The organism is Pseudomonas laurylsulfativorans, from assembly GCF_002906155.1.
Taxonomy (GTDB): Bacteria; Pseudomonadota; Gammaproteobacteria; order Pseudomonadales; family Pseudomonadaceae; genus Aquipseudomonas; species Aquipseudomonas laurylsulfativorans.
In genome coordinates, this window is the sequence record NZ_MUJK01000004.1 from 363,636 (window position 1) to 388,006 (window position 24,371).

The window sequence follows — 24,371 nt, forward strand, 5'->3', positions numbered from 1 at the left end:
TTGAGGATGACGCAGGGTGTCAGGCTCCCCGCGTCATCGTTGACGTTCATCGCGAGCAAGCTCGCTCCTACAGACGGCCGTGAAGCGCCGCGTCGAAAATCTTTGCCACGCCATCGCGGGTCAATGGCAGCGGGTTGCCGCCGGCGGAAGGGTCGACAACCGCCATGTCCGCGATCAGGTCAGCCTGTTGGTCATCCACGCCCAGCTCGACCAGGGTATGGGGCACGCCGATGTCCTTGCGCAGCTTGAGGACGAAGGCCTGGAAACTGTCGAACCCCGGGGAGGGCAGGCGCAGGTACGCCGCCAGGCGGGTGATGCGTTCCTCGATGGCCGAGCGATTGAATTGCAGGACATAGGGCATGAAGGTGGCGTTGGTCATGCCGTGATGGGTGTCGTACAGCGCACCCACCGGATGCGAGAGCGCGTGCATCCCGCCCAGGCCTTTCTGGAATGCCGTGGCGCCCATCGCCGCCGCCGCGAGCATTTGCGCGCGGGCCTCAAGGTCCGACGGCGTGTGCACCGCCTTCACCAGTGAGTTGGCCACCAGGCGCATGCCTTCCACGGCAATGCCATCGGCCAGGGGGTGAAAGCCGGGGGCGCAGTAAGCTTCCAGGCAATGGGCGAAGGCATCCATGCCAGTGCCGGCGGTGATTTTCGCTGGCATGCCGACGGTGAGGGCCGGGTCGCTGATCACCACGCGCGGCATCATTTTCGGGTGAAAGATGATGCGTTTGGTGTGGGTGCGCTCGTCGATGATCACCGCCGCGCGACCGACTTCCGATCCCGTTCCCGCCGTGGTCGGCACGGCAATGACCGGGGCGATGCGGCTGTCGTCGGCGCGGGTCCAGTAGTCGCCGATGTCCTCGAAATCCCAGACCGGGCGGGTCTGGCCGCTCATGAAGGCAATGAGTTTTCCCATGTCCAGGCCACTGCCTCCGCCGAAAGCGATCACGCCATCGTGCTGGCCGGTGCGCCAGGCTTCGAGCCCGCCAGCCAGGTTGGCTTCCACCGGATTGGGCTTGAGATCACAGAACAGCGCCACGCCAAGACCGGCGGCACGCAATGCGTCCAGCGCCGCCGAGGTGATCGGCGCGCGCGCCAGGCCGCTGTCGGTCACCAGCAAGGGGCGCTGGATACCCTGGCTGCGACAGACCTCGGCCAGCTCGGCAATGCGCCCGACACCGAACCGAACGCTCGTGGGGTAGTTCCAGTTTCCTGTCAGGTTCATGGTCTACACCTCGTGACGCAGATGAAAGGATTTGGCCCGGGTCAGATGTTCGTAACCCAGTGGCGACAGAGTGACGCCGCGCCCACTGTTCTTCACGCCGGTCCAGGCCAGTGCCGGGTCCAGGTAATCGCAGCGGTTCATGAACACGGTGCCGGTGGCGATCTCGTTGCCCAGGCGTTCAGCCGCGGCGAGGTCCTGGGTCCAGATGGACGCGCTGAGCCCGAACTCACTGTCGTTCATCAAGGCGATGGCTTCTTCATCGCTGGTCACCGGCATGATGCCGACCACCGGACCAAAGCTTTCGTCGCGCATGACCGACATTTGATGGTTCACGTCCACCAGCACTTGCGGTGCCAGGTAGGCGCTGCCCGGTACGTCGGCGGGAAAGGTCTTTGCATCGATCAGTGCCGTCGCGCCCTGGGCCAGCGCTTCGGCGATCTGGCCACGAACGAAGAAGGCGGCGCCCGGTGTCACCAGCGGACCGAGGGTAGTGGCCTCGTCCAACGGGTTGCCCAGCACGTACTGGCGGGTCAGTTCGGCGAAGCGTTCGACAAACTCCGGGAAGATTTTCTGGTCGACGTAGAGGCGTTCCACGGCGCAGCAACTCTGCCCGGAATTGAAGAAACTGCCGTCCACCAGATTTTCCACCGCCTGTTCAAGGTTGGCGTCTGCGCGGACATAGGCCGGGTCTTTTCCGCCGAGCTCCAGGCCCATGCCGAGAAATTGTCCGCTGGCGGCGCTTTCCATGACTTTGCCAGCCTCCACGGAACCGGTGAAGTTCACTTGCTGCACACGCCCGTCAGCAATGATCGTCCCGGTCGACACATGGTTGAGCAGCAAATTCTGGAACAGCCCCTCGGGCAGTTTTGCGCGACGCATGGCCTCGGCGAAACGCTCACCCACCAGCAGGGTTTGCGACGCGTGCTTGAGGATCACGCTGTTGCCGGCCATCAGTGCCGGGATGATGGTGTTCACCGCCGTCAGATAGGGGTAGTTCCACGGCGCGACCACCAGCACCGTGCCCAGCGGCTCGCGTTTGATATAGCGCCGAAATCCTGCCACAGGCACCGGCTCTACGGCGGCCAGGGCTTGCGGCGCGATGGCGATCATGTGCCGGGCGCGTTCGGCAAAACCGCGCAGTTCGCCGGCGCCGTAACGCACCGGGCGGCCCATCTGCCAGGCCAGTTCCGGCACGATGTCGGCCTGCATCGACAGCATCGCGTCCACTGCGGCGTTGCAGTAAGCGGCGCGCTCGCTCAGCGAACAGCGTTGCCATGACGCCTGTGCGTTGGCAGCGGCCGTCAGCGCCTGCTCGACCTGCGCCGCATCGGCCACCTCGCGTTCGGCGTACACCCGGCCATCGACCGGGGAGATCAGTTGAACCTTCGCAGTCATGATGTTCTCAATAGCGCTCGAAACCGCGCTGCAATTCCCAGTCGGTGATTCGCCGGTCGTACTCCTTCTGCTCCCACTCGGCGGTGTGCACGTAATGCTCGACCACCTCGTCGCCAAAGGCCTCGCGCAACATGCCGGAGGCCTTGAGGGCGGCGCTCGCCTCGCGCAGGGTCTTGGACACTTCCGGCAAATGCTCATCGAGGTAGGCGTCACCTTCGAACGGCGGCGCGAGATCAAGCTTCTCGTCGATACCGGCCAGGCCCGCCGCGATCAGTGCGGCAAAGGCCAGATAGGGGTTCAGGTCGGCGCCGCCGATGCGGCATTCGATGCGGATGGACTTGCTGCCTTCTGCACACAAGCGAAAGCCGGCGGTGCGATTGTCGCGGCTCCATACCGCCCGCGTCGGCGCAAAAGTGCCAGCCTGGAAGCGCTTGTAGGAGTTGATGTAGGGCGCAAGAAAACAGGTGATGTCGTTGGCATATTTGAGCTGCCCGGCGACCCAGGCGCGCATCAGTTTCGACATGCCGAACTCGGCTTTCGCGTCGAAGAACAGCGGCTTCTTGGCGTTCTTGTCCCACAACGAATTATGGATGTGACTGCTGGAACCGGCGGCGTCGTAGCGCCACTTGGCCATGAAGGTGATTGCCTTGCCCTGCAACTGCGCGATCTCTTTGCAGGCGTGCTTGATGATGACGTGGTGGTCGGCCATGGTCAGGGCATCGGCGTAGCGAATGTTGATCTCTTCCTGGCCTGGGCCCCATTCCCCCTTGGAGTTTTCCACGGGAATGCCCGAGGCCTGCAAATGCTTGCGAATCGCCCGCAGCACTGGCTCTTCGCGGGTGGTCTGGAGGATGTTGTAGTCCTCGATGTAATGGCCGGCGGTTTTCGGTTTGTGATAGTTGCGCTTGTGGATCGCCTCGTAACTTTCATCGAACAGATAGAACTCGAGCTCCGAGGCAAACATGCCGGTATAGCCGCGCTCGCGCAGGCGCTCGACCTGCTTTTTCAGAATCGCCCGGGGGCTGTGGGGCAGGTCCTGGCGATGGTGATGATCGAGCACGTCGCACAGCACCAGGGCCGTGCATTCCAGCCAGGGCACGCGCCGCAGGGTGGACATGTCGGGCTTGAGCACGAAATCACCGTAGCCCTTGCTCCAACTGGCCGCGGCGTAACCCGGCACTGGCTCCATGTCGATGTCATCGGCCAGCAGGTAGTTGCAGCAGTGGGTTTCTTCGTGGCCGCTGTCGATGAAAAACTCGACCTGGAAGCGCTTGCCGACCAGGCGTCCCTGCATGTCGACCATGCAGACCAGTACGGTATCGATTTCGCCGGCGGCCGCGGCGCGCTTGAGTGCATCAAAGCTGAGGAGGGGCTCTGTCATCACGTCGATCCTGCGTGAAAGGTTTGGGCCAGTCTGAGATCGCTGTTGCAGACGCTCTCCAGAAACACCCAAAACCTGCAGAACCGAGCATCATGAGCAACGAGTTGCTCAAAGCTTAGCCTACTGTTGCAATGTGTGAATTTTGCCCCCTGTAGGAGCGAGCCTGCTCGCGATGGACTTGAAGACACCGCGTTTAATCAGAAAACCCGCGTCATCGTTGACGACCATCGCGAGCAAGCTCGCTCCTACATTTACTCCGGCAACCCCGCCAGCCGTAGTCCATCGACGAAGCGGGCGAAGTCCTCGGGCCGTTGAATGGGCAGCCAGTCCTTGAGGGTACCCAGGCGCAAGGAGGGATCGATTTTTCGCAGACGCTGCATCGCCAGATTCGCTTTATCCATTCGATCGCCGAGCGCATGACTGGCCGCCACGAGTGCCGCCGCCACCAGCAGACTGGGCAGGTTGCCCAGTGCCTTTTCCGCCCAGTCCGCAGCGGCATCGAAGTGCCCGGCGAAGAAATGCGCGAGCGCCATCCCGACCTGCATCCGGAACATTTCCGGGTCCAGCGGACTCAAGCGAACAGCATGGTTCAAATGCTCGATGGCGGCGTCTGTTTCACCGCGCAGCGCCCGCAGGATACCGCCCAGAAACCAGGCGGGGGCGAGGTTGGGATTGAGCAGGCGTGCCCTGTCGAGCAGGGCAATACCGCCGTCGACTTCGCCGGCGAGATGGGCCAGTGCATGTCCACCGCGGGTCAACGCGACGGCATCATCGCGGCCGAGGGTCACCGCCAGGCGTGCCAGCCGTATACCCTCGGCGATTTCCGCAGGCCGATCGGTCATCCAGCCATTGAGCTTGCGCCAGAAATGGCACCAGGCGGCCATGCCATAGGCCGAGGCAAATTCCGCATCGAGTTCGATGGCCTTGTAGAACATCGGCAGCGCCTGCTCGATGGCTTCCTGGCTGCCGCTGTGCAGTTTTGCCATGGCGCGCAGGTAATAGTCGTAGGCGTCCAGGCTTTCCGTCGGCTTGCGCTTGGCGCGTTCGATTTCTGCCCGTTCCAGTTGTGGCGCGATCGCACCGACGACGCTTCGTGTGACTTGGTCCTGCAGCTCGAAGATATTGTCGAGCAGGCCTTCGAAGCGCTCCGCCCAGATGTGCGTCCCGCTCGTCGCGTCGATCAATTGCCCGGTAATGCGCACCTTGTTCCCGCACTTGCGCACGCTGCCTTCGAGTACGTAGCGAACCCCCAGCGCCTGGCCAACACCCTGGGCGTCCACCGCCTGGCCCTTGTAGGTGAAGCTCGAATTGCGCGCGATGACGAACAGCCAGCGGATACGCGACAGGGCGGCGATGATGTCCTCCACGATGCCGTCTGCGAAGTATTCCTGCTCCGGGTCACCGCTCAGGTTCTGGAAGGGCAGGACGGTGATCGAGGGTTTTTCCGGCAGGACAAGGGCAGAGGAGGGTATTTGTTTCGATGCGGCGGTCGAGCCCTCATCGATGTCAGGCTGTTGCGCTTGCCCGGTCGTGTCGCCGTTGATTCGACCAACGAAGCGGTAGCCCTTGCGGGCGACGGTGCGCACCAGGCGCTGCTCCTCACCGGTGTCACCGATGGCCTTGCGCACCGCATTGATGTGGCTGGTGATCGTCGATTCCGAAACGATCCGGCCACCCCACACCGCCTTGAGCAATTCGTCCTTGCTGACGACGCGCTCGGGATTGTTGACGAACAGCAGCAACAGGTCGAAGACCTGCGGTCCGACGGCCACGACCTGCCCACGCAGGGTCAGCTCCCGGCGTTCCTGATCAAGTACGTAGTCTTCAAACGCGAATGGCAAGTTGAGCATCCCCTGGCGAAGCGCCCTCAACTCCGTGTTCCAGGCGGCTGGCGGTTGGTAACAGGGGACGATAATACGGCAGCTCGACACCCGCTGCACCGTCTGCGGCAAGGGCGACGGGAGGAACCTCAGTAGCCTTGGACATAAATCCAAGCGCTCGCCAAGGTAAACCCAAGACCGACGCAAGGACTTGCCCGGTGTGCGCAGGCAATCTCTCTACACCGACGCAATGGTTGCAGTCGACAAGTGGAGAAAAGTCATGAAGATCGTCGTCATCGGAGGCTCCGGCCTCATCGGATCGAAACTTGTGAATACCCTTCGCGGGCGCGGCCATGACGCACTCGCCGCCAGCCCCAGCACGGGTGTGAACAGCATTACCCGCGAAGGCCTGGCCGAAGCGATGGACGGTGCTGATGTCGTTGTCGACGTGGCGAACGCACCGTCGTGGGAAGACCAGGCCGTTCTCGATTTCTTCCAGACGTCCAGTCGTAACCTGCTGGCCGCCGAAGCCGCTGCCGGGGTTCGTCACCATGTTGCCCTGTCGATTGTCGGCAGCGAACGGCTTCCCGACACCGGCTATTTCCGGGCCAAGGTCGCGCAGGAAGCCCTTATCAAGGCGTCCGGCATGCCTTACACCATTGTGCGTGCCACGCAGTTCTCCGAGTTTGCCGGCGGCATTGTCCAGTCGTTCGCCGTTGGCGAGGAAATTCGTGCTTCGCCGGCGCTGATCCAGCCGATAGCGTCCGACGACGTGGTGGCGGCGCTGGTCGATGTCGTGCTGGCAGCACCGGTCAATGGCACGGTTGAGGTCGGCGGCCCGGAAACCATGCCGATCGACGAACTGGCCAGGCGCTATCTGCGAGCGACCCAGGACAACCGCAAGGTCGTGCCGGACGTGCATGCGCGCTACTTCGGCGCCGTGCTCGACGACCAATCGCTGGTCACCGGCGAGGACGCCCGCCTGGGCGCGATCCGCTTCGACGACTGGCTGGTCCGGTCGACAGCGCAGTAACGGATCGCACCTCACCTTTCCCTACCCATCCAGGAGAAATCCCATGGTTACCCGATTGCTAATGGCCGCGGTCTTCGCCGCGCTCTCGATCAGCGCCGCATCGGCCGCCGAGCCGCCCGCCGGCAAGGTGACGGTGGTGTTTGACCGTCCCATTCCCAACATCCCTGGCAAGAGCATGAGAGGCGTGGTCGTGGAGTATGGGCCGGGTGCCGCATCGCCGGCTCACACTCACCCGAAAACGGCCTTCATCTATGCAACGGTGCTGGAGGGTTCGTTCCGCATCAAAGTCAAAGGTGAGCCGGAAAAGATCTACAACGTCGGCGAAAACTTCGTAGAGGAGCCGGGTTCCGTGCACCTGGTCAGCGCCAACGCCAGCGACACCCAGCCGGCACGCCTGTTGGCGGTGTTCGTCCTCGATACCGAGGAAAAGGTGCTCGTGACACCGATCAAACAGTGAGCCACGAAAAAGCCCGGCTGTTGAGGCCGGGCTTTTCTTTGAGTCCTGCGGTACAGCACGGCATTCAGACAGCGCGGCTTTCGATCAGACGATCCGAACCGCCTTCAGCGACGCGGTTTTGCAGGAGCTTGTCGGAACCGCCTTCAGCGACGCGGTTTTGCAGCAGCTTGTCGGAACCGCCTTCGGCAACGCGGTTTTGCAGGAGCTTGTCGGAACCGCCTTCGGCAACGCGGTTTTGCATCAGCTTGTCGGAGCCACCTTCGGCCACACGATTCTCGATCAAACGATCGGAACCACCCTCGGCCACACGGCTTTCAATCAGACGATCCGAGCCGCCTTCAGCGACCACAGGTTGAGCAGAGGTAGCGGCGAAAGCGTTAACTGCGAAAACCGAGAAAGCGATGCTGAGGAGGGTTTGGCGTTTCATGATGGTGTGCTCCGGGGTGCTTATGGGGTGGTATGGAACAGATGTTACGCCGGGGATTTTTTAAGAGAACTTCATTGAAATGATGGTGACTATCGATGCCAGCAATGGATCGAGCACTGCGCCTGAAAGCACCACATTTTTGAGGCAAGGGAATTTTCTGTGGCGAGGGAGCTTGCTCCCGCTGGGTCGCGCAGCGGCCCCAAAATAGAGAATGCTACGCAGCCTGACGGGAGCAAGCTCCCTCGCCACAGGGTTATCGCATGGCAATCAGGCTTCGCTGACCTGACTGACACTGGTGATCTGCCCATTCCAGACCATCTCGTAATGTGCCGCCAGGCAAATAAATTCGCAATGGCAGCAAGTTTCGGAAACACCCTACATACACCGTGGTTACTTTTTAAGAAACTCGCTTCCGAAATTTGGACCGGGCCTCTTCATCCTATGGATCCGGCACCACCTCATGCCGAGCTCAGTTGAACACGGACCATTTGATTGACTCACGGAAGACTTGAAATGTCTGATAGATACCTTCGTACCGATACCATCTGCGCCAAAAAAAATGTTCAGGTAGGCCGTCAGATCCAGCATTGGCTAGAGTTCCAGTTACTCGACGAGCGCGGCGAACCCTTACCTCACCAACCCTATCGAGCGATCAATGAGGCGACCCGCTGTCAGCTAGTGCCCGAATTTAGTGGGCAGAGTGATGCCCAAGGTGTGATCCGCCTGGAGGCCCTGCATCCACTGGCCGTGACCCTGCTGCTCATGGCCAATCCGCTGGCAGAGGTGCTGCAGACCCGCCGAGTGCGCGCGCTGCGTGCCGAACGGCCCGTGTCGACGCCCTTGCAGATTCCGTATCGTTATGAACCTCCACCGGCAGGTTTCTCCCCCGTCGAAAAACAGGCCCTCGATGATGGTCACGGTTATCACTACCTGCGTATCGGTCAATTGTGCGATCGATTTCCTGATCTGAACCCCGCCTGGCCAGAACAGGACAAACTGCCCGCGTTCCATTTCCCCGACCCGGGCTTCAGCGGTTTCACGGTTGACGACGAAAATCTGGACCGCCGCCATGTGCTGGAAATCTGCCCCTTTCGCGCCTGGTCGCTAGTGCTGCACCACCAGTCGGAATACAGCATGGCCAATGCCTACAACCTTGGGTTGATGGCGAATTTGTCGTACAGCGTGGTCACCCAGAATTTGATGACGCATCGGCCGAACAGCGATCCCCGAGATGAGTCGGGCTCGGTGGAGGAGTTCTTTTTTCGACAGTGCCTCGACTTGTCTCGTACACCGATGATGATCGATTCCAAGGGAGATCGTCTGCCGGCTCTGGTGGTGGATGTGCCATTTGACCAGCGCTACACCACGGCGGTCATGCTGGATTCGCTGAAGGCCGAGCTGCCGCCGGGCGAGCCAGTGATACCTTCCCTCATTATCGAAAACACCCAGCTTCTTTATGCCATCAATCAGACAGAGGTGATTGTGGCCTGGCGCGGAACTCAGGAGCCCAAGGACTGGCTGACCGATGTGATGTACAGGCCTATGCCTGCCGATGGAAGTGGCTGCGATTTGAAGACACCGGGCACTTATCTGACGGATATTGGAAAAGTGCATTATGGTTTTTTGCAGGCGTTTGAGGTGGCAAAGAAGTTGTTCGCCAATAGATTCGCTGAGATTAAGAAAACGTTAGTTGGTAAAGAGTTGTTTATTTGCGGCCACAGTTTGGGTGGCGCATTGGCACTGATTCACTCCGCAGAGCTGAAAGACAATACCCCCATACTTTATACGTATGGCATGCCCCGCACGTTCACAGGTAAGGTCTTGGAGCAACTTCAAGGGGTGACTCACTTCCGCCATGTCAACGACGCCGACACCATCACCAGCGTGCCGCCCGAGGCGGAACTGGATAACTGGTTATATGGCGCCTTGGGCCCACTGGGCTCCGACCTTGGCTATGTCTGGTCCGTAGCCCAATTGCTGGCCGGCAAACTAGTGCGCTTCGGCGACCCTTACTGGCATCACGGGCAGATCGTGATGTTCTATCGGGCCGACCAGCACTTGGCATCGCAAGGTTCTTCCTATCCGGCCTATCGCAACAAGGATGGCCTGGGCGCGCCCTATCACAACACCATCACCCAGCGTTTGCCGCACCGCACGCGCATCTACCTGGTACCGAGCCTGAACGATGAGTTCAGCCGCTTCGCGTTTGAAGATCAGAAAACTCTGATCAAGTCGTTAAATCAGGAAAATCTGGCGTATTTCTTCCCATCCCACACTAACCCCGAACGCAGTAACAAGCGCAGCAACCCGATGGATCATTCGATGATCAAGGCCTATCTGCCTTTTTTGCACAATCAACTGCTGGAGCTGAGCGACCCCGAGCGACCGCTGAAGCGCAAGGTGGATCGGGCGAAGTTCGAGCAGCAGATGCAAACGTTGGGAATTCCCGAGCCAGAGCGCCATCGCAATGGGCAGTTCCTGGCCCTGCAGAAATTGTTACCCATGGCGCTGCGCGCGACCCAGGATCTGGAAGGTGGCCCAGAGGCTCTGCAACGTTTCTGCGTCGAACGCGAATTTGGCGTGATGATCGAGATCACCCAGGCCTGAGTCCGCGCTCCGGTGCAAAGCGGCCGAGGTTTTCAACCACAGGGAAAGAGGTAAACCATGAATATTCTGATCCATCCGGCGCAATTTCCAGTGCAAAACGTGACTCATCGGGTCCTCGATGGAAGTGGGGCGATTTCTCCCTACGTCAGATACCGCATCACCACACGGGAACGCAAAGTGTTCGAGGGCGTGACCGACCACGCCGGGATCTCCCAACCTGTCCCCACCCGCTACCCCGAGGCAATGACCATCGAGTTTCCAGACACGCAGGTTCCCAACTCGGAGGAGCAGTGAGCATGAACACCCTCATCAAATGCACTGCCTCCGGGCTGTTACTGTTCAGTCTCAACGGCTGTGCCCTGGATCGTGGCTTGTCGCCAGAGCCGGGCGGCGAGCAGGTCAGCATTACGGTGAAGGTCCCGCAGAATCTTGCAGCGGAGCCCATGCAGGTGATCTACCGTTCGGCAAAATGCCCGATCAAGCGTTCCGGACCGGACTGGTCCAGCTTTGAGGTGGACGGCTACCTGACCACCACGGTTCAGCCGCTACAACAGGGAAACAGCAACCTGTATGAGACGAAGCTGGCAATCAACAGTGGTGGCGGCTGTCAGTGGCAATTGAGCAATGTGACCTTTGGCGTCACCTATGCGAGCACGACGCACTTCGGACAAAACGTTAAGTCGGGTCCTGGAGGGGGAATTATCGTGATGTTTGATCATCATCTACCACAACAACGCTCGGCTTTTGACCCGACTAAAGAGGTCAGTGGTGACCTACTGATTAGAGAGGACTATTACCCATGGGTTAATGAGCAATTCCTTGGGGGACATGAAAAGCTCGCCTGGTTAATCGGCAAGGGCGGCATCTATTTGTATTATCGCGCCAAAAATGCTCGAAAGGTGGAGTTTGAACCCATTCTGCATGCCGATTACATGGTCTATTCGGTGGGGCCGAAGATGAAAAAAAAAGGGAGTCATAACCAGTTCACCTACTCCGATGGTAGCGTAGTGATGGGTGGTAGTGACCCAAGCTTCCAAAAGCTGCAAGCCATTCGCCTGGGACAGGCACAGTGAGAGTTCAATTCACGAAGCCCATCGCCACTCGGTTTCTTAGACCAATGGGGAACGAACGCAAAGTGTTCGAGGGCGTGACCGACCACGCCGGGATCTCGCAGCCTGTCCCCACCCGCTACCCCGAGGCGATGACCATCGAGTTTCCAGATACGCTGGTTCCCAACTCGGAGGAGCAATGAGCATGAACACCCTCATCAAATGCACTGCCTCCGGCCTGTTACTGTTCAGTCTCAACGGCTGCGCCCTGGATCGTGGCTTGTCGCCGGAGTCGGGCGGCGAGCAGGTCAGCATTACGGTGAAGGTCCCGCAGAATCTTGCAGCGGAGCCCATGCAGGTGATCTACCGCTCGGCAAAATGCCCGATCAAGCGTTCCGGACCGGACTGGTCCAGCTTTGAGGTGGACGGCTACCTGACCACCACGGTTCAGCCGCTACAACAGGGAAACAGCAACCTGTATGAGACGAAGCTGGCAATCAACGGTGGTGGTGGATGCCAGTGGCAGTTAAGCAATGTGACCTTTGGTGTCACCTACGCCAATACGACGCACTTCGGGCAAAAAGTTAAGCCAGCGTCTGGAGGGGGAGTGATCGTAATGTTTGATCATCACCTTGCGCAACGACGCTCGGCTTTTGACCCGACTGAAGAGGTCAGTGGTGACTTGCTGATAAGAAAGGACTACTACCCAAGAGTGAGCGAGCATTTCATAGGTGGACATGAAAAGCTCGCTTGGCTGGTCGGCGAGGGTGGTACTTATTTGTATTATCGTGCCCCAAATGCCCGAAAGGTTAAGTTCGAACCCATATTGCATGCCAATTACGTGCTGTATTCAGTGGGTCCGAAAGTGAAGGAAAAAGGCAACTTCACTCGCTATACGTATCCTGATGGTAGCGTGGTGGCTGATCGTATCAGCGATCCGAACTTCAAAAAGCTGCAAGCCATTCGCCTGGAGCAATCTCGATAAAGTGTCAGTGACGCAGCCCCACAGACATCCGTTACCGCACAGGAAGCGTGCTCACATGATGACGGCAGCAAATTGGGCATCAATGCAGACGGCCCTGGAGCTATAACTAATTCGCTCTCACACCAATGGAATTCACCTCACAGATTTCAGGGCAACAAATCGCAAAGTATTCAAGCCTCGCTGATCTGGCTCACACTGGTGATCTGCCCATTCCACACCATCTCGTAATGCGCTGCTTGAACAATCGAAGACACCGGCCTCGGCGTCATCAACGCCCAGCAATGGCTGCCCGGCATGCGCACCGAGTGATAACGCAAACCCGGACAACCGGCATCCCGCACCGCCCGCCCCAGAACACGGGAATGGCTGTAATCGTCCGGCGCATACACCGGATCGGTCAGCGGCAGGGCGGTGGCGTCCTTCATCCCGCCATCGCCAAACGCACAGGCCAACCCGCGAAACACAAACCGCTCATAGTTCAGGCTCGGCACCTTCGACCAATACAGACTCTGGTGATGCCTGACCTCGGCCAGCGCCGCTTCCATCGAATCCGCCAGGTACAACACGCCAAAATTACCATCACTGAAACGCGAACCCGCCGGGTTCACATGAGTAAACGGCGCGATGGCATAAGAGCAGCCTGCAATGCCGAACGGAATCTCGCTACGCGCAATCAACTCCAGCTGACCCACCTCATTCTTCAATCGCGGATTGGTCAGTGCCTGAATCTCGAACAACACCTCGAACTCATCCGCGTCCGCCACATCATCAAACAACGCAATCGGCGGAAACTTCGAATTGACCAGGCGATATGCCTGCAACGACTGACCGGCAAACACCGCCAGCTCACTCGCCATCACCATTGCGCACCCCGCAGCATGTCGATGCGGCGGAAGGTTTCATACAGCGAAATCATGTCGCCCTGAGCCATGATCTCCAACGGGCTGCGGCCATTGAAAAACTCATTGTCATTGGTCATCGAGGCAAAGCCATACACGTTGTCCGGGTTGTCGAACACCAGCCGCAACGTTGCATGCATGTTCAGCACAAAACTGATGCGCTGCATCTGGTCCGCATCCAGCGCCACCGCCCAATCCGGGTCACGTTGGCGGGCGCGGGTGTAGGTGCTGCGGGAAATACGCAGGATGCGACAGGCCTGGTCGCTGGTGGCTTTCCACTTTTCCAGAATGCTCACGGCGGCGCGCAGGCCGGTGACGCATTGGTTTTTAGTGAAGGATTGGGGTTGCAGGGGGACGGCCATGTTCGTGTCCTTGTATCGCGTCTATAGATTCAAATGTAGATAGATTGAATCTGTAGAGCAATGCTGGTGCGACGGATGGGCCCGGCATGCCAATGCAACGAAGAATTCAGCTGGTGGTGAGGGAGGGATCGTCTGCCGGCCAAACCCTGACTGAAAGGTGTCCCAGCATCGCCTCGACAACTGAAGAGTCAGGTCTTGCCTTCGCATTTTATTTCATATGGCTAATCGCTTAAAAAGCCTGATTTTGTTGGCTTTGATGCCGCTTCGTGGAGCTTTTTAACTGAGCCGCCTTCACGTTTTATTTCACAAATTTGTTTGAGAAAAACTCCAGGATTCTGAAGATTCAATCGCCAACAAATACAAGACGGGCTCCGGTATTCAATTACTTCGCTGCGGCGTCCTCATGTACCGCTGCAACTAGCGCGGCCACCGGGTTGCCCGCCTTTTTTTCCCATTGCGAATAAACGCGGTGCCCACGGCTGCATCATTGATGAAACGTGCGCCCCAACGCATCCAGCCGAGTCGCAATAGGCGGCAAGCGCCGACTGCTCGACGCCAGCGTCTGCACATCATCCGCCGTGTTCTGCGCGATGCTCTGCACCGACTGCAAGCGCCCGACAATCTCGACACTCGCCGTGGATTGTTCGCGGGTCGTCGTGAAAATCCGCCCATTGAGACAAATCGTTTGCCGGCATGGTCGCGGTGTATGTGAGAGACCGTGGAGGGCGTAGCCCTTGGCCATCACTCCAGGCGGGTACGACGTCGCCTGTGGAAAACAATGTCCGATATAGAGGCAAGTAATGCTGAAGCGACGGGGAGTACGACAGACTCCGTTGCAAAGCCTGCCGTAAACGAGGTCATTACGATTTCTTCGGCGGATAGTTACCGCGCAAGCCACCGGACGTGTTACCGGTTTTGCTCGGCAGGTTCGGCACGAGCGGGCGTGATCTGGGTTGGGGGTTGGAGCGGCTTTGGGGTTGAGGTTGCTTGCTCATGTTCGCCTCCTGACGTTCAGGGTTACGCGAGGTGTTTTACCCATGAAGTTTAGCTAATCGACTGTGTGCAGGGGCGTTTGGCGTGTTGTGAGCGACCAAAACCCGCTGCATGCGGCGTAAACAAAACGGGCGCCTGATTAGGCACCCGTTTTCGTTTACTCCGCTGCTTGTGCTCGCAAGCTTTCTGTAGAAGGGGAGTGTCGCGGGGCTGAATTCTGGGCTGGATATCCAAGGTGTCGGGGTCAGGATTCAGATAATTGCGCCGACCAGTGTTTCATCTCCTCGGCAATGAAATGGTTAACCAGGTCGCTATACATCTTCGCGATGGCATCCGGGCTCAGGCCTTCGGCCTTAGCCCACTCACGACGAGTCGCAAGCATGGTATTGAATCGTTCCTGGGCACGCACCGAGGCCGCAGATGTCTTGAATTTCGAAGCAGCAATTACGTACTGAAAACGTCTGCCCAACAGCTTGATAACGGCCTGATCGAGGGCATCGATCTCGCGTCTGATGTCCTCCATTCCTGCACACTCTGCAGGTTGCAAATGATTGGAAACTTCCATGTGGGTAACTCCGTTTGCTGAAAAAAACTGTGAGCACTGCTGAAGTGCTGTCAGGGATCTTACTTCCCCCGAGAGTGTGGAGATACAGCCTGGCCTCTGCCTCTCTCTCCAATGTCATAGTCAAATCTGAATGGTTGATTTTGATCAAGAACTGGCGGAGTTTTTAATTAAAGAGCAAAGGGGCCTGATTTTTTTGCCAAACAGACAACGAGCGCATTAATCACCCGCTTTCATTCACTGCGCTGCCTGCGCCCGCAACCTCAGTCCAATCAAATTCATCAAATCACAACCATCGCGCAATGGAATGGCCAGCAGCTTGGAAAGCGCACAACACCGCCGTGTCGCAACCAAGCATCGAATGAATGAAAAAGCGAGACAGAGTCTCAAAAAAACGCCCGGGCCACATTGCGTGGACCGGGCGTCAATCAAGCGGCGCTAGTGCGCGGCTATCGGTGCCTTGACCGACTTGCCGAACGCCGAGGTGATGGTCACCGTCGGGCTGGACGACGGGCCAGCGCCGGTCGTCGTGACCGACACTCGCCAGCGAGCACCCGTGCCGGTTGGCGTGAGGGTGGCCGTGCCGAGGTTCAGCGGCCCTGCCGTGGTCGAGACCGTCACTGTGAGGGTGTTGCCCGTGCCGCGCGACGTCGTGCCGGCCAGATCCCAGGTGTAGCGGCTGTTGCTGCGGGACGTGACGGAAGCGCTGGTGACGATCAGGTCTTCGTTGACGGTCACCGGTGCCGAGACGGCCACGGACACCGTCGCCGGTGCCGACACGGCATCCTTGGCATCACTGGCCTGATAGGTAAAGGTCGCGGTGAACGGCGCAGCAACCGTGGTAGGTGGCGTGTAGATCACGCGCACGCCATCGGTAGTGACCGTGCCTTTGCCGGAGTCTGGTTGCTCCAGTCCTACTACTTTAAGTGGCACGTTGCCGTCAGGGTCGCTGTCGTTGGCCAGAACGTTGATGGTCACCGGTTGGCCGTTGCTGCTGATGGCACTGTCGGGGTTGGCGATCGGTTTTTTGTTTTCGCCTTGGTTATCGTCGTCACCTTTACCACCGGAGCGGAAAGTCGGCAGCGCGGCGGAGTTCACATAGGTGACACCGTCCCAGCCAGGCAGGGGCGTTGGCATCAACTGGAACTGGCCGGGATGCTCGATATCCCAACGCAGTAGCATCGAGTTGTCTTCGTGCTGGGTGTTGTGACAGTGCTCCATGTAGGTGCCAGCGAACTCGCGGAAACGAATGGCCATTTCCACATCCACCGAACTGTCGACTTCCTGGCCGATACGATAGACGTCCTTGCGCGCACCCTTTTCCCATTCCGGTGGTGCTTTACCGTCGCGGCTGAGGATGATCCCTTCCTCAAAGTGCACGTGCACCGGGTGGCTCCAGCCATTGCCGCCGTTCTTGACTTTCCATACTTCGAGGGTGCCGTCGCCAGAGAACCCAGCGTCGGTCGGGCCGGTGGCCAGTTGCGGCGCAGCGTCGATCCGGCGTGGGTCCATGCTGTAACCAAAACCACCGTCAGTCTTGACGGTCCACGGTGCTTCGTCGGTACCGTCGGAGCGGCCGAAGATGAACTCGCGATGCCGGGCCACTTTGAGTTTGGCCTGAACCGCCGGGTCATCACGATTGAGCGTCAACGGGATCATGATTTTTCCGGCTGCTTTACCCGGTTTGGCGGGTTCGTAGTCGGCGGGGTTCATGCTCACGTCCTGGCCACTGTAAGGCTGCACCAGCAGTTGCAGGAACTTGCCCACGACCGGGTCACCCTTGTCCCATTGCGGGCCTTTACTGGTTTGCTTGATCACCGCTTTGTATTTTTCGGAGAGTACGTCGGCCAGACTCACTTCCTCTTTCTGCGGGCCCTTGCCGGTCTGGTGCTCCATGAGGTTAACGAAGTACAGCTTGTCGCCCGGCACGATGCCGTTTTTCGCGAAGTTGATGATGATGTCGTAACGCTCGGCGATCGCCTGCGTCGGCAGGATGGCGTTGTGGCGCTGTTTATCGCCTTCGCCGTCCAGGTCCATGCTGCCGTCGAATGGCACCGCATGTTCCATCAGGTTGCCGTCGTTGCCGATCATGTGAAACGGCACGCGGGCGTATGAAACGCCTGAGCCGGACGGTCCGGGGAATTCGCCACGGTTACCGGCGATTTCGCGCACCACAGCAATCTTGAAGTAACGCGACACCGAGCCGTTGAGGATGCGGAAGCGATAACTGCGCGCGCGCACTTTCAGGCGCGGCTGGTACTGCCAGTTGACCAGGATCTGATCACCGAGGAAGCCGTCGGTGTTGAACGGGTTGAACCACAACTGACCGTTGGCATCCCAAGCCTTGTCCGCGACTACCAGGTTGACGTCGTAATCGCGGTTACCCCAAGGCAATGCTGAGCCGCTAGGCAGGCGCAGGTTGACGCCGTCCTGCAGCGCTTCGTTGCCACGATCCAGGGCGCTGTAGTAGTTCATCATCACCGCGTTGCCCTTGTAGACGTTCTGCGCGGTGAAATCGAGCATATGGTCGTGGAACCAATGGGTACTCATGGTTTCACGCCAGTCGCCACGGATCTTGATGCTGCCGTTGTTGCACGTCTTCAGGCCCGGCGTGGCGTCGTTGACATACAGGGTTTCGCCCGGGGCGCAGGGGAACGCCGCGCGTGGGTCTTCAGCCTTGGTGTTGATGGTGTCGTAGCCGGCCAATTGGATCGGCCAGCGGTAGTCGTAATACTGCCCCGGGAAGAAGAATGCGTTGGCATAGCCATCGCTCTCGGCCGGGGAGTGGCCGTTGTGTTCGTGGGTACTGATGGTGTGCAGGCCAAAACCGGCGTTGGCGGCGGGGTCAATAGGCAGGGCGTTGTAGTGACGCATCAACGTCGGTTGGCCGTAACGCACCATCAGCAGTTTTGGCGGAAAGGTGCCGTCGAAGGTCCACAGTGATTTGTGATTTTGCAGGGGAAAGTTGGGGTGGAAACGGGTGTCGATGCCTTTGGTCGTGCCCGTGGTGGTCGGGATGTCCGAGGTCTGGTAGTAGAGCCCGCCTGGCCCGAACTCACCGACGGCATAGTTGTGCAGTTGCCTGCGGTCGCGCATGCCGCCGTTGAGCTTGGCGCCCGCTTGCACGGTCTTGAAGGCGACCTGTGGGTAAAACTCGTTCCAGCGCTGGTGCGACCAGCCTTTTCCTGGCGGACGCCCCTCGGCTGGCGAGCCGACCGGATGACGGTTGAGGAAGGCTTCGATCTGCCCTTTCCACGGGTTGCGGTCCAGCACGTTGGAAAACTGCGATGGAAACGGGTACAGCCCCGGCTGGCGCATGAAGGCTTCCAGCGCCGTGGCCGAAGGGCCGCTGCGGGCGATGCTGTTCGGGTCCTGCGCCGGTGCCGGGCCGACGGTCGGCACCGGGAAGGTCAGGGGCGGTGCCGGCAGCGTCGGGTCGAGTTTCTCGGTGCCGAACTCCTCGAACAAAAGCAGTTGTTGGGTGAAAGGCAGGGCCCCGAACAATGGGCTGGGTTTGCCATTGGTGGGGAAGTTGAATGAGGTCTGCAGGCTCGGTGGCAGCACGTTGTCGGCCCGCGGCGTGTTGCGATCACCGTACGCGCCATCAGGCAGAGCGATAGCGCCCTGGTTGGCTTCTGGCAACAGCTTCAAGGCTTCCAGGGCGGCGGCTTCATCGGCCGATGGATTGGCATAGGCCGACGGATCGGTAGGCGGTGGTTGGCTGACATCGTCCAGCGGTCCGGCGTTGGCCGTACTCAGGCTCATATTGATCAGCATGAAGGTGGAGAGGCTCGCTCTTCTAAAAAATCCGAGCGACTTGAAGTCAGATGTACTTTCCATGTTGGTTCTCTCGGGGCGCGCCCGTATAGTCGACGCAAGCAAGTCACCCAACGCAAAAGTTGCGCCAATAATTAGTGTTAGAGTAAAAGTTTATTTATATCAATGGGTTGAATAGATGCGCGTAACTTGAGCATGCGAATTTACTTAGAGGGTAACTGCGTGATTGGGTGGGTGAAGTTCCCCATTGCTGGAGATAGAGGAAGTTCTAATTCAGTGTCGTCTTACTCTATGACCTATAAGCCACTTCGGTGGTCGCGATCAATCCATTGAATTGAATAACTGCTCTGAGTTTTTCGCGTTACACGCCGTATCTGCTTGCGCTCGCGTTGAAAATGAAAAGGGGAAGGCGACACTTTTCCTTATTGTCGTAGATGTTGAAGCCAGAAGAGACTGTGCTGGAATAGAAGCGAGCACCGTTTGCAGCCAGCGATCACGCGGTAGGCATTGCCGTCAGATGGGTTGTTCATGGCAATCCACGCCGTGGATCTTAAACACGTTCTTGGCCAGGTCGACCGCAATGCGCATAAGCTTCATGTGTGGACTCTTTCTCACGGTTGCTGCCTCTCGCCAAGGGCTACAGTCGATTGATGCAGTCATTCGTGATCGTCAAGCGGATGCCCTTGTTTCCCCCTTGATCCTTCTCGCATTTTGTCTGCGGGCTATGCCTGCGTATGCCAAAAAGTAACGACCACTGTCCTGTCCTAATCTGCTTGCCCAAGTGATGGGAGGCGACGACCGGACAAGCTAAGTGGCAAATGGCTATATACAATGAATGCCACTTTCTGTGCGGCCGGGCAGTAGAAGGTTGCAAGCGGGCGCAGCCGAGTTTGTCACCCAGTTCACCAGCGCAGCACCTTGGCCATGAGTGAACTGAATGAAAATGAGTGCTGACCTACGTGGCCTCGACGAATTTCGATGCAATGCCCGGCGACTTCACCTCGCCTGTTACTGGTGACAAATAACAACACCGCCGCGTGGGTTGCCACTTGCGGCCCTGAATGAAGGAACAATCACACATGGCCGTGATAACAGGCACTACGAGCAACGATGATCGTTTGGGGACAAGTGAGCCCGACAGCATTACCGGCCTGGCGGGAGATGACACCCTCGACGGTGGTGCGGGCCAAGATACCGCCATCTATACGGGCAACGCCGCCGACTACCGCTTTGGATGGAGCAACGGCCAACTGACGGTCACCGACCTGAATGTCGTGGGTGGCGATGAAGGTACCGATTACCTGCGTAATATCGAAAGCCTGCAATTCGCCGACAGGGTTCTGAGCGTCAAAGCGGGCGGTGAAAGTCGGGTTAGTACGCTTACGCCGTTAGTTCAGGACAGTATCTCCATTACCGGTCTGGCCGACGGTGGGTGGCTGGTGTCCTTGCAGAACAGTGATCCAACCTATGGCAGCGATATTGTAATCCAGCGCTACAACGCTGCAGGCGAGAAGCTGGGCGATGAGATTGCTGTCTCCCCTACGCTACGCGCCCAGGGATATTCCGATGTCGCCGGGCTGGCTGACGGCGGCTGGGTGGTGACCTGGCAGTCCTATGGGGAGGATGGCGACACTGGCGGCATCTATGCCCGGCGTTTCAACGAGGCTGGTGATGCCGTGGGCGGTCAATGGCGCGTCAATACCCACACGATTGACAGCCAGGACAGCCCCGCTGTTACAGCACTGGGTGATGGTGGTTGGCTGGTGGTATGGATGTCGCGGGACGTCGGTGGCAATAACTTCACGATCGAGTCCCAACGCTATAACGCGGCGGGCACGGCTGTGGGGGGTGAAACCCAGGTCAATACGACGACTGGGGATAATCAGATCGCACAGTACAGCTCTGACGTGACTGCCCTGAAGGACGGTGGCTGGCTGGTGACCTGGCATGCGAATCACCCGGGCGAAAGCCGCTTCGATATTTATGCCCAGCGTTACGATGCAACCGGTAACAGGGTCGGCAGCGAAACTCAGGTAAATACCAACACGCTTGATGTCCAGTACATTCCTGCGGTCACGGCCTTGAACGATGGTGGATGGCTGGTGAGCTGGTCATCCTTCATAGCAGGCAATGGTGACGATATCTACTTCCAGCGCTATAACGCTAATGGTCAGGCGGTCGGCGGTGAAACCCTCGTCATAAACAACCCTCACTTTGCCACTCAATCTCAGAGTTTCTCCGATGTAACGGCATTGGCTGATGGCGGCTGGGTGGTGACCTGGGAAGCGGGTGGCGAACAGGATGGCAGTGTGATGGCTATCTATGCCCAGCGCTACAACGCCGCGGGCCAAGCCGTCGGTGGCGAAACCCTGGTCAACACCACCACTGACGGCTATCAGGTTTCCGCCAAAGTCACGTCTCTGGAAGACGGCGGCTGGGCAGTGACCTGGATGTCTGTCGGACAGTCCAGTCATGTTAATGACGGTATCCATGTCCAGCGCTTCAGTGCCGATGGCACCGCGATGCGGCTGGAGGTCACTGGCGGGAGCGGTGACGACACGCTGAACGGTCAAGGCAACATGCTGCTGGCCGGGGGCACCGGCAATGATACTTATGCAGTGGGCGACAGCCTGATTCAACTTCGTGAAGAGCTGGGTGCCGGCACTGACACGGTCAAGTCGGCTGTGAGCTGGGTGCTGGGTGCCAACCTGGAGAACCTGACGCTTACCGGGACTTCAACGATCAATGGCACCGGTAACGGCCTCGCCAACACGCTGACCGGCAACGCCGCCGCCAATACGCTCAACGGCGGTGCCGGCGCCGATGTGATGATCGGCGGCCTGGGCAATGACATCTACTACGTCGACCATGCCAGCGACGTGGTCACCGAAACCTCCGCCACCGGTGGCGTTGACACCGTCGTTTCCAGCGTCAGCCGCACCCTCGGCAACTACCAGGAGAACCTGACCCTCACGGGCAACGCGGCGCTCACAGGCACGGGCAACAGCCTCGCCAACACGCTGACCGGTAACGCTGCCGCCAACCTGCTCTACGGCGGTGCCGGCAATGACTTTTTAAATGGCGGCGCAGGCGTCGACAGGATGACGGGGGATGATGGTTCTGACATCTACTACGTCGACAACGCGGCTGACGTCGTGGTTGAAACCAATGCCACGGCCAGCACCGGCGGCAGCGACACGGTCTACAGCTTTCTCAACGCCTACACCCTCGGCACCCATGTCGAGAATGGGCGCGTCCTCGCCACCGGCATCGCCGCCCTGACGGGTAACGGCCTGAACAACACCCTTTATGCCGGGGTCGGCAACAACGTCCTCAATGGTGGCATCGGCGTCGACACCGCCTCCTACCTCTATGCCGGCAGCGCAATCACCGTCAGCCTGGCCGCGACCACGGCCCAGGCCACCGGCGGGTCAGGCGCCGACACCCTGATCGCCATCGAAAATCTCACCGGCTCCAACTACAACGACAGGCTGACGGGCAACGCCGCCGCCAACCTGCTGAGCGGTGGTGCCGAAAACGATACGCTCGACGGTGGTGGGGGCAATGACGTTTTGAATGGTGGCACTGGCTCCGACGGGATGACGGGCGGTGATGGCTCCGACATCTACTACGTCGACAACGCTGGCGACGCCGTGGTTGAAACCAATGCCACGGCCAGCACCGGCGGCAGCGACATGGTCTACAGCTCTCTCGGCGCCTACACCCTCAGCGACAATGTCGAGAACGGTCGCCTCCTCGCCACCGGGATCGCCGCCCTCACGGGCAACGACCTCAACAACACCCTCTATGCCGAAGTCGGCAACAACGTCCTCAATGGCGGCACCGGCGTCGATACGGCGTCCTACTTCTATGCCGGCAGTGCAGTCACCGTCAGTCTCGCCGTGACCACGGCCCAGGCCACCGGCGGCTCGGGCGCCGATACCCTGATCGCCATCGAAAACCTCACCGGTTCCAACTACAACGACACGCTCACGGGCAACGCCGCGGCTAACTTGCTGAACGGTGGCGTCGGTAACGATACGCTCGACGGTGGGGCGGGCAATGACGTTCTGGATGGCGGCGCAGGCGTTGACAGGATGACGGGCGGCGATGGTTCCGACCTCTACTACGTCGACAACGCTGGCGACGTAGTGGTTGAAACCAATGCGATTGTCAGCACCGGCGGCAGCGACACGGTCTTCAGCTCTCTCGGCGCCTACACCCTCGGCACCAATGTCGAATATGGTCGGGTCCTCGCCACCGGGGCCGCCGCCCTGACAGGCAACAGCCTCAACAACACCCTCTATGCCGGGGCCGGCAACAACGTGCTCAATGGCGGCACCGGCACCGACACGGCCTCCTACGCCTATGCCGGCAGCGCCGTCAGCGCCAGCCTCGCCGTGACCACGGCCCAGGCCACCGGCGGCTCAGGCTCAGACACCCTGATCGCCATCGAAAACCTCACGGGTTCCAACTACAACGACACACTCACGGGCAACGCTGCCGCCAACCAGCTAAGCGGCGGCACCGGCAATGACATCCTGATCGGCGGAATGGGCAAGGATGTTCTCACCGGCGGCGCCGGCAACGACATCTTCGATTTCAACGCCCTCGCTGAAACGGGGCTGACCAGCGCCACCTGGGACATCATCAGCGACTTCGTCCGGGGAGCCGACAAGATTGACCTGTCGACGCTGGATGCCAACACGGCGACGGCCACCAATGACGCCTTTAACTCGGTCATCGGCAGTACCGCTGCCTTCAGTGCGGCCGGGCAGTTGAAAGTGTCAGGGGGCGTGCTCTACGGCAATACCGATGTCGACAGCGCCGCCGAGTTTGCCATCCAGATAGTCGGTCTCAACAGCGCGACCACGGCGGACTTTATGCTTTAACTTGCGAATCTGGCATCTGACAGGGTGGCGCGCAGCGAGTCACCCTTGATTTTCCAGACGCATCTGACTGTTTCCTTTTGGCCGCTTTACTGCTCGGACAAAAATCGGGCGCCTTTGGCGCCCGTTTTCATTCAGTCCGCAGCCTGTGCCCGCAACTGCCGCCCAATCACTTCCATCAAATCGCACCCATCGCGCAAGGGAATGACCAGCAGCTTGGAAAAGTCTTCCAGCACTACAGTGTCGCAACCGAGTTCGGATCGGTAGGCGATGTTTTCCAGCACCTGCGTGACTGCACGAATACGGTAATCCGCCATGGCTTGCAGGGCGTCGAGAGGGGCTTGGGTGTCGATGAGCAGGGATGCCGGAACCTGGTCAATTCCGGTGAGAGGCATGTATCGATTCATTTTGAATGATCTCTTTTAGATGGGCTCAACGCCGTCAGTCGGTCATTCTCTGTTATCAGGTCGCCAAACCCGAATCGCCATTAGGGCGACGGCGCCGACT

The 24,371-nt window shown here is 59.2% G+C and carries 18 protein-coding genes and 1 pseudogene; 7 read left to right on the forward strand and 12 right to left on the reverse strand.

What is annotated here, in order from left to right:
* Window positions 1–67 precede the first annotated feature (67 nt).
* The 4 genes from B0D71_RS15580 to B0D71_RS15595 all read right to left on the reverse strand — a co-directional run bounded on the left by B0D71_RS15580 (window position 68) and on the right by B0D71_RS15595 (window position 5,845).
* On the reverse strand, window positions 68–1,228 hold the full coding sequence (locus B0D71_RS15580) for an iron-containing alcohol dehydrogenase (RefSeq protein WP_103395553.1): 1,161 nt from the start codon (window positions 1,226–1,228) through the stop codon (window positions 68–70).
* Window positions 1,229–1,231: 3 nt separating this feature from the next.
* Complete coding sequence (locus B0D71_RS15585; protein WP_103395554.1) at window positions 1,232–2,623, reverse strand: aldehyde dehydrogenase family protein; 1,392 nt, start codon at window positions 2,621–2,623, stop codon at window positions 1,232–1,234.
* 7 nt (window positions 2,624–2,630) lie between these two features.
* Window positions 2,631–4,004, reverse strand: a complete 1,374-nt coding sequence (locus B0D71_RS15590; RefSeq protein ID WP_103395555.1) for a glutamine synthetase family protein — start codon at window positions 4,002–4,004, stop codon at window positions 2,631–2,633.
* Window positions 4,005–4,255: 251 nt separating this feature from the next.
* A complete protein-coding gene (locus B0D71_RS15595) occupies window positions 4,256–5,845 on the reverse strand; it encodes a winged helix-turn-helix domain-containing tetratricopeptide repeat protein (protein WP_103395754.1) in 1,590 nt (529 codons plus the stop codon).
* A 259-nt stretch (window positions 5,846–6,104) separates the two neighbouring features.
* On the opposite strand from B0D71_RS15595, the gene B0D71_RS15600 reads away from it, so the two are divergent.
* Window positions 6,105–6,857 carry an SDR family oxidoreductase gene (locus B0D71_RS15600; RefSeq protein ID WP_103395556.1) on the forward strand — a complete coding sequence of 251 codons (753 nt, stop codon included), beginning with the start codon at window positions 6,105–6,107 and terminating at the stop codon, window positions 6,855–6,857.
* Between the two features lie 43 nt (window positions 6,858–6,900).
* The gene (locus tag B0D71_RS15605) at window positions 6,901–7,314 is read left to right on the forward strand and encodes a cupin domain-containing protein (protein ID WP_103395557.1); all 414 of its coding nucleotides are present in this window, start codon (window positions 6,901–6,903) and stop codon (window positions 7,312–7,314) included.
* A gap of 64 nt (window positions 7,315–7,378) precedes the next feature.
* Here the strand turns inward: B0D71_RS15605 and B0D71_RS15610 are convergent, their stop codons facing one another.
* Window positions 7,379–7,741, reverse strand: a complete 363-nt coding sequence (locus tag B0D71_RS15610) for a hypothetical protein (protein WP_103395558.1) — start codon at window positions 7,739–7,741, stop codon at window positions 7,379–7,381.
* Window positions 7,742–8,254: 513 nt separating this feature from the next.
* On the opposite strand from B0D71_RS15610, the gene B0D71_RS15620 reads away from it, so the two are divergent.
* The 4 genes from B0D71_RS15620 (at window position 8,255) to B0D71_RS15635 (ending at window position 12,382) form a co-directional block, all read left to right on the forward strand.
* Complete coding sequence (locus B0D71_RS15620; protein WP_103395560.1) at window positions 8,255–10,348, forward strand: lipase family protein; 2,094 nt, start codon at window positions 8,255–8,257, stop codon at window positions 10,346–10,348.
* 57 nt (window positions 10,349–10,405) lie between these two features.
* Entirely contained in the window at window positions 10,406–10,642 is a 237-nt protein-coding gene (locus tag B0D71_RS15625) for a hypothetical protein (protein WP_103395561.1), read from the forward strand.
* A gap of 2 nt (window positions 10,643–10,644) precedes the next feature.
* Complete coding sequence (locus tag B0D71_RS31480) at window positions 10,645–11,421, forward strand: hypothetical protein (RefSeq protein WP_165798723.1); 777 nt, start codon at window positions 10,645–10,647, stop codon at window positions 11,419–11,421.
* Window positions 11,422–11,602: 181 nt separating this feature from the next.
* Entirely contained in the window at window positions 11,603–12,382 is a 780-nt protein-coding gene (locus B0D71_RS15635) for a hypothetical protein (protein ID WP_240635708.1), read from the forward strand.
* Window positions 12,383–12,552: 170 nt separating this feature from the next.
* Here the strand turns inward: B0D71_RS15635 and B0D71_RS15640 are convergent, their stop codons facing one another.
* The 6 genes and pseudogenes from B0D71_RS15640 to B0D71_RS15660 all read right to left on the reverse strand — a co-directional run bounded on the left by B0D71_RS15640 (window position 12,553) and on the right by B0D71_RS15660 (window position 19,038).
* Window positions 12,553–13,245 (reverse strand): RES family NAD+ phosphorylase, encoded by a 693-nt coding sequence (locus B0D71_RS15640; RefSeq protein WP_103395563.1) that lies wholly within the window; start codon window positions 13,243–13,245, stop codon window positions 12,553–12,555.
* The gene (locus tag B0D71_RS15645) at window positions 13,239–13,643 is read right to left on the reverse strand and encodes an antitoxin Xre-like helix-turn-helix domain-containing protein (RefSeq protein ID WP_103395564.1); all 405 of its coding nucleotides are present in this window, start codon (window positions 13,641–13,643) and stop codon (window positions 13,239–13,241) included. Before B0D71_RS15645 ends, B0D71_RS15640 begins: the two co-directional genes overlap by 7 nt.
* 484 nt (window positions 13,644–14,127) lie before the next feature.
* Window positions 14,128–14,319: pseudogene (locus B0D71_RS15650) on the reverse strand (methyl-accepting chemotaxis protein); the annotation flags it as partial.
* 184 nt (window positions 14,320–14,503) lie between these two features.
* Window positions 14,504–14,638, reverse strand: coding sequence for a hypothetical protein (locus tag B0D71_RS32105; RefSeq protein WP_276310357.1), 135 nt, complete (start codon window positions 14,636–14,638; stop codon window positions 14,504–14,506).
* Between the two features lie 242 nt (window positions 14,639–14,880).
* Window positions 14,881–15,201, reverse strand: coding sequence for an isochorismate lyase (locus B0D71_RS15655; RefSeq protein WP_103395565.1), 321 nt, complete (start codon window positions 15,199–15,201; stop codon window positions 14,881–14,883).
* 435 nt (window positions 15,202–15,636) lie between these two features.
* Complete coding sequence (locus B0D71_RS15660; RefSeq protein ID WP_103395566.1) at window positions 15,637–19,038, reverse strand: Ig-like domain-containing protein; 3,402 nt, start codon at window positions 19,036–19,038, stop codon at window positions 15,637–15,639.
* Between the two features lie 1,016 nt (window positions 19,039–20,054).
* Between B0D71_RS15660 and B0D71_RS15665 the strand changes: the two genes are divergently transcribed.
* Complete coding sequence (locus B0D71_RS15665; protein ID WP_103395567.1) at window positions 20,055–23,867, forward strand: beta strand repeat-containing protein; 3,813 nt, start codon at window positions 20,055–20,057, stop codon at window positions 23,865–23,867.
* A gap of 131 nt (window positions 23,868–23,998) precedes the next feature.
* On the opposite strand, the gene B0D71_RS15670 is transcribed toward B0D71_RS15665, so the two are convergent.
* Window positions 23,999–24,271: a hypothetical protein gene (locus B0D71_RS15670; RefSeq protein WP_103395568.1), complete on the reverse strand. Its 273-nt coding sequence runs from the start codon at window positions 24,269–24,271 to the stop codon at window positions 23,999–24,001.
* Window positions 24,272–24,371 lie beyond the last annotated feature (100 nt).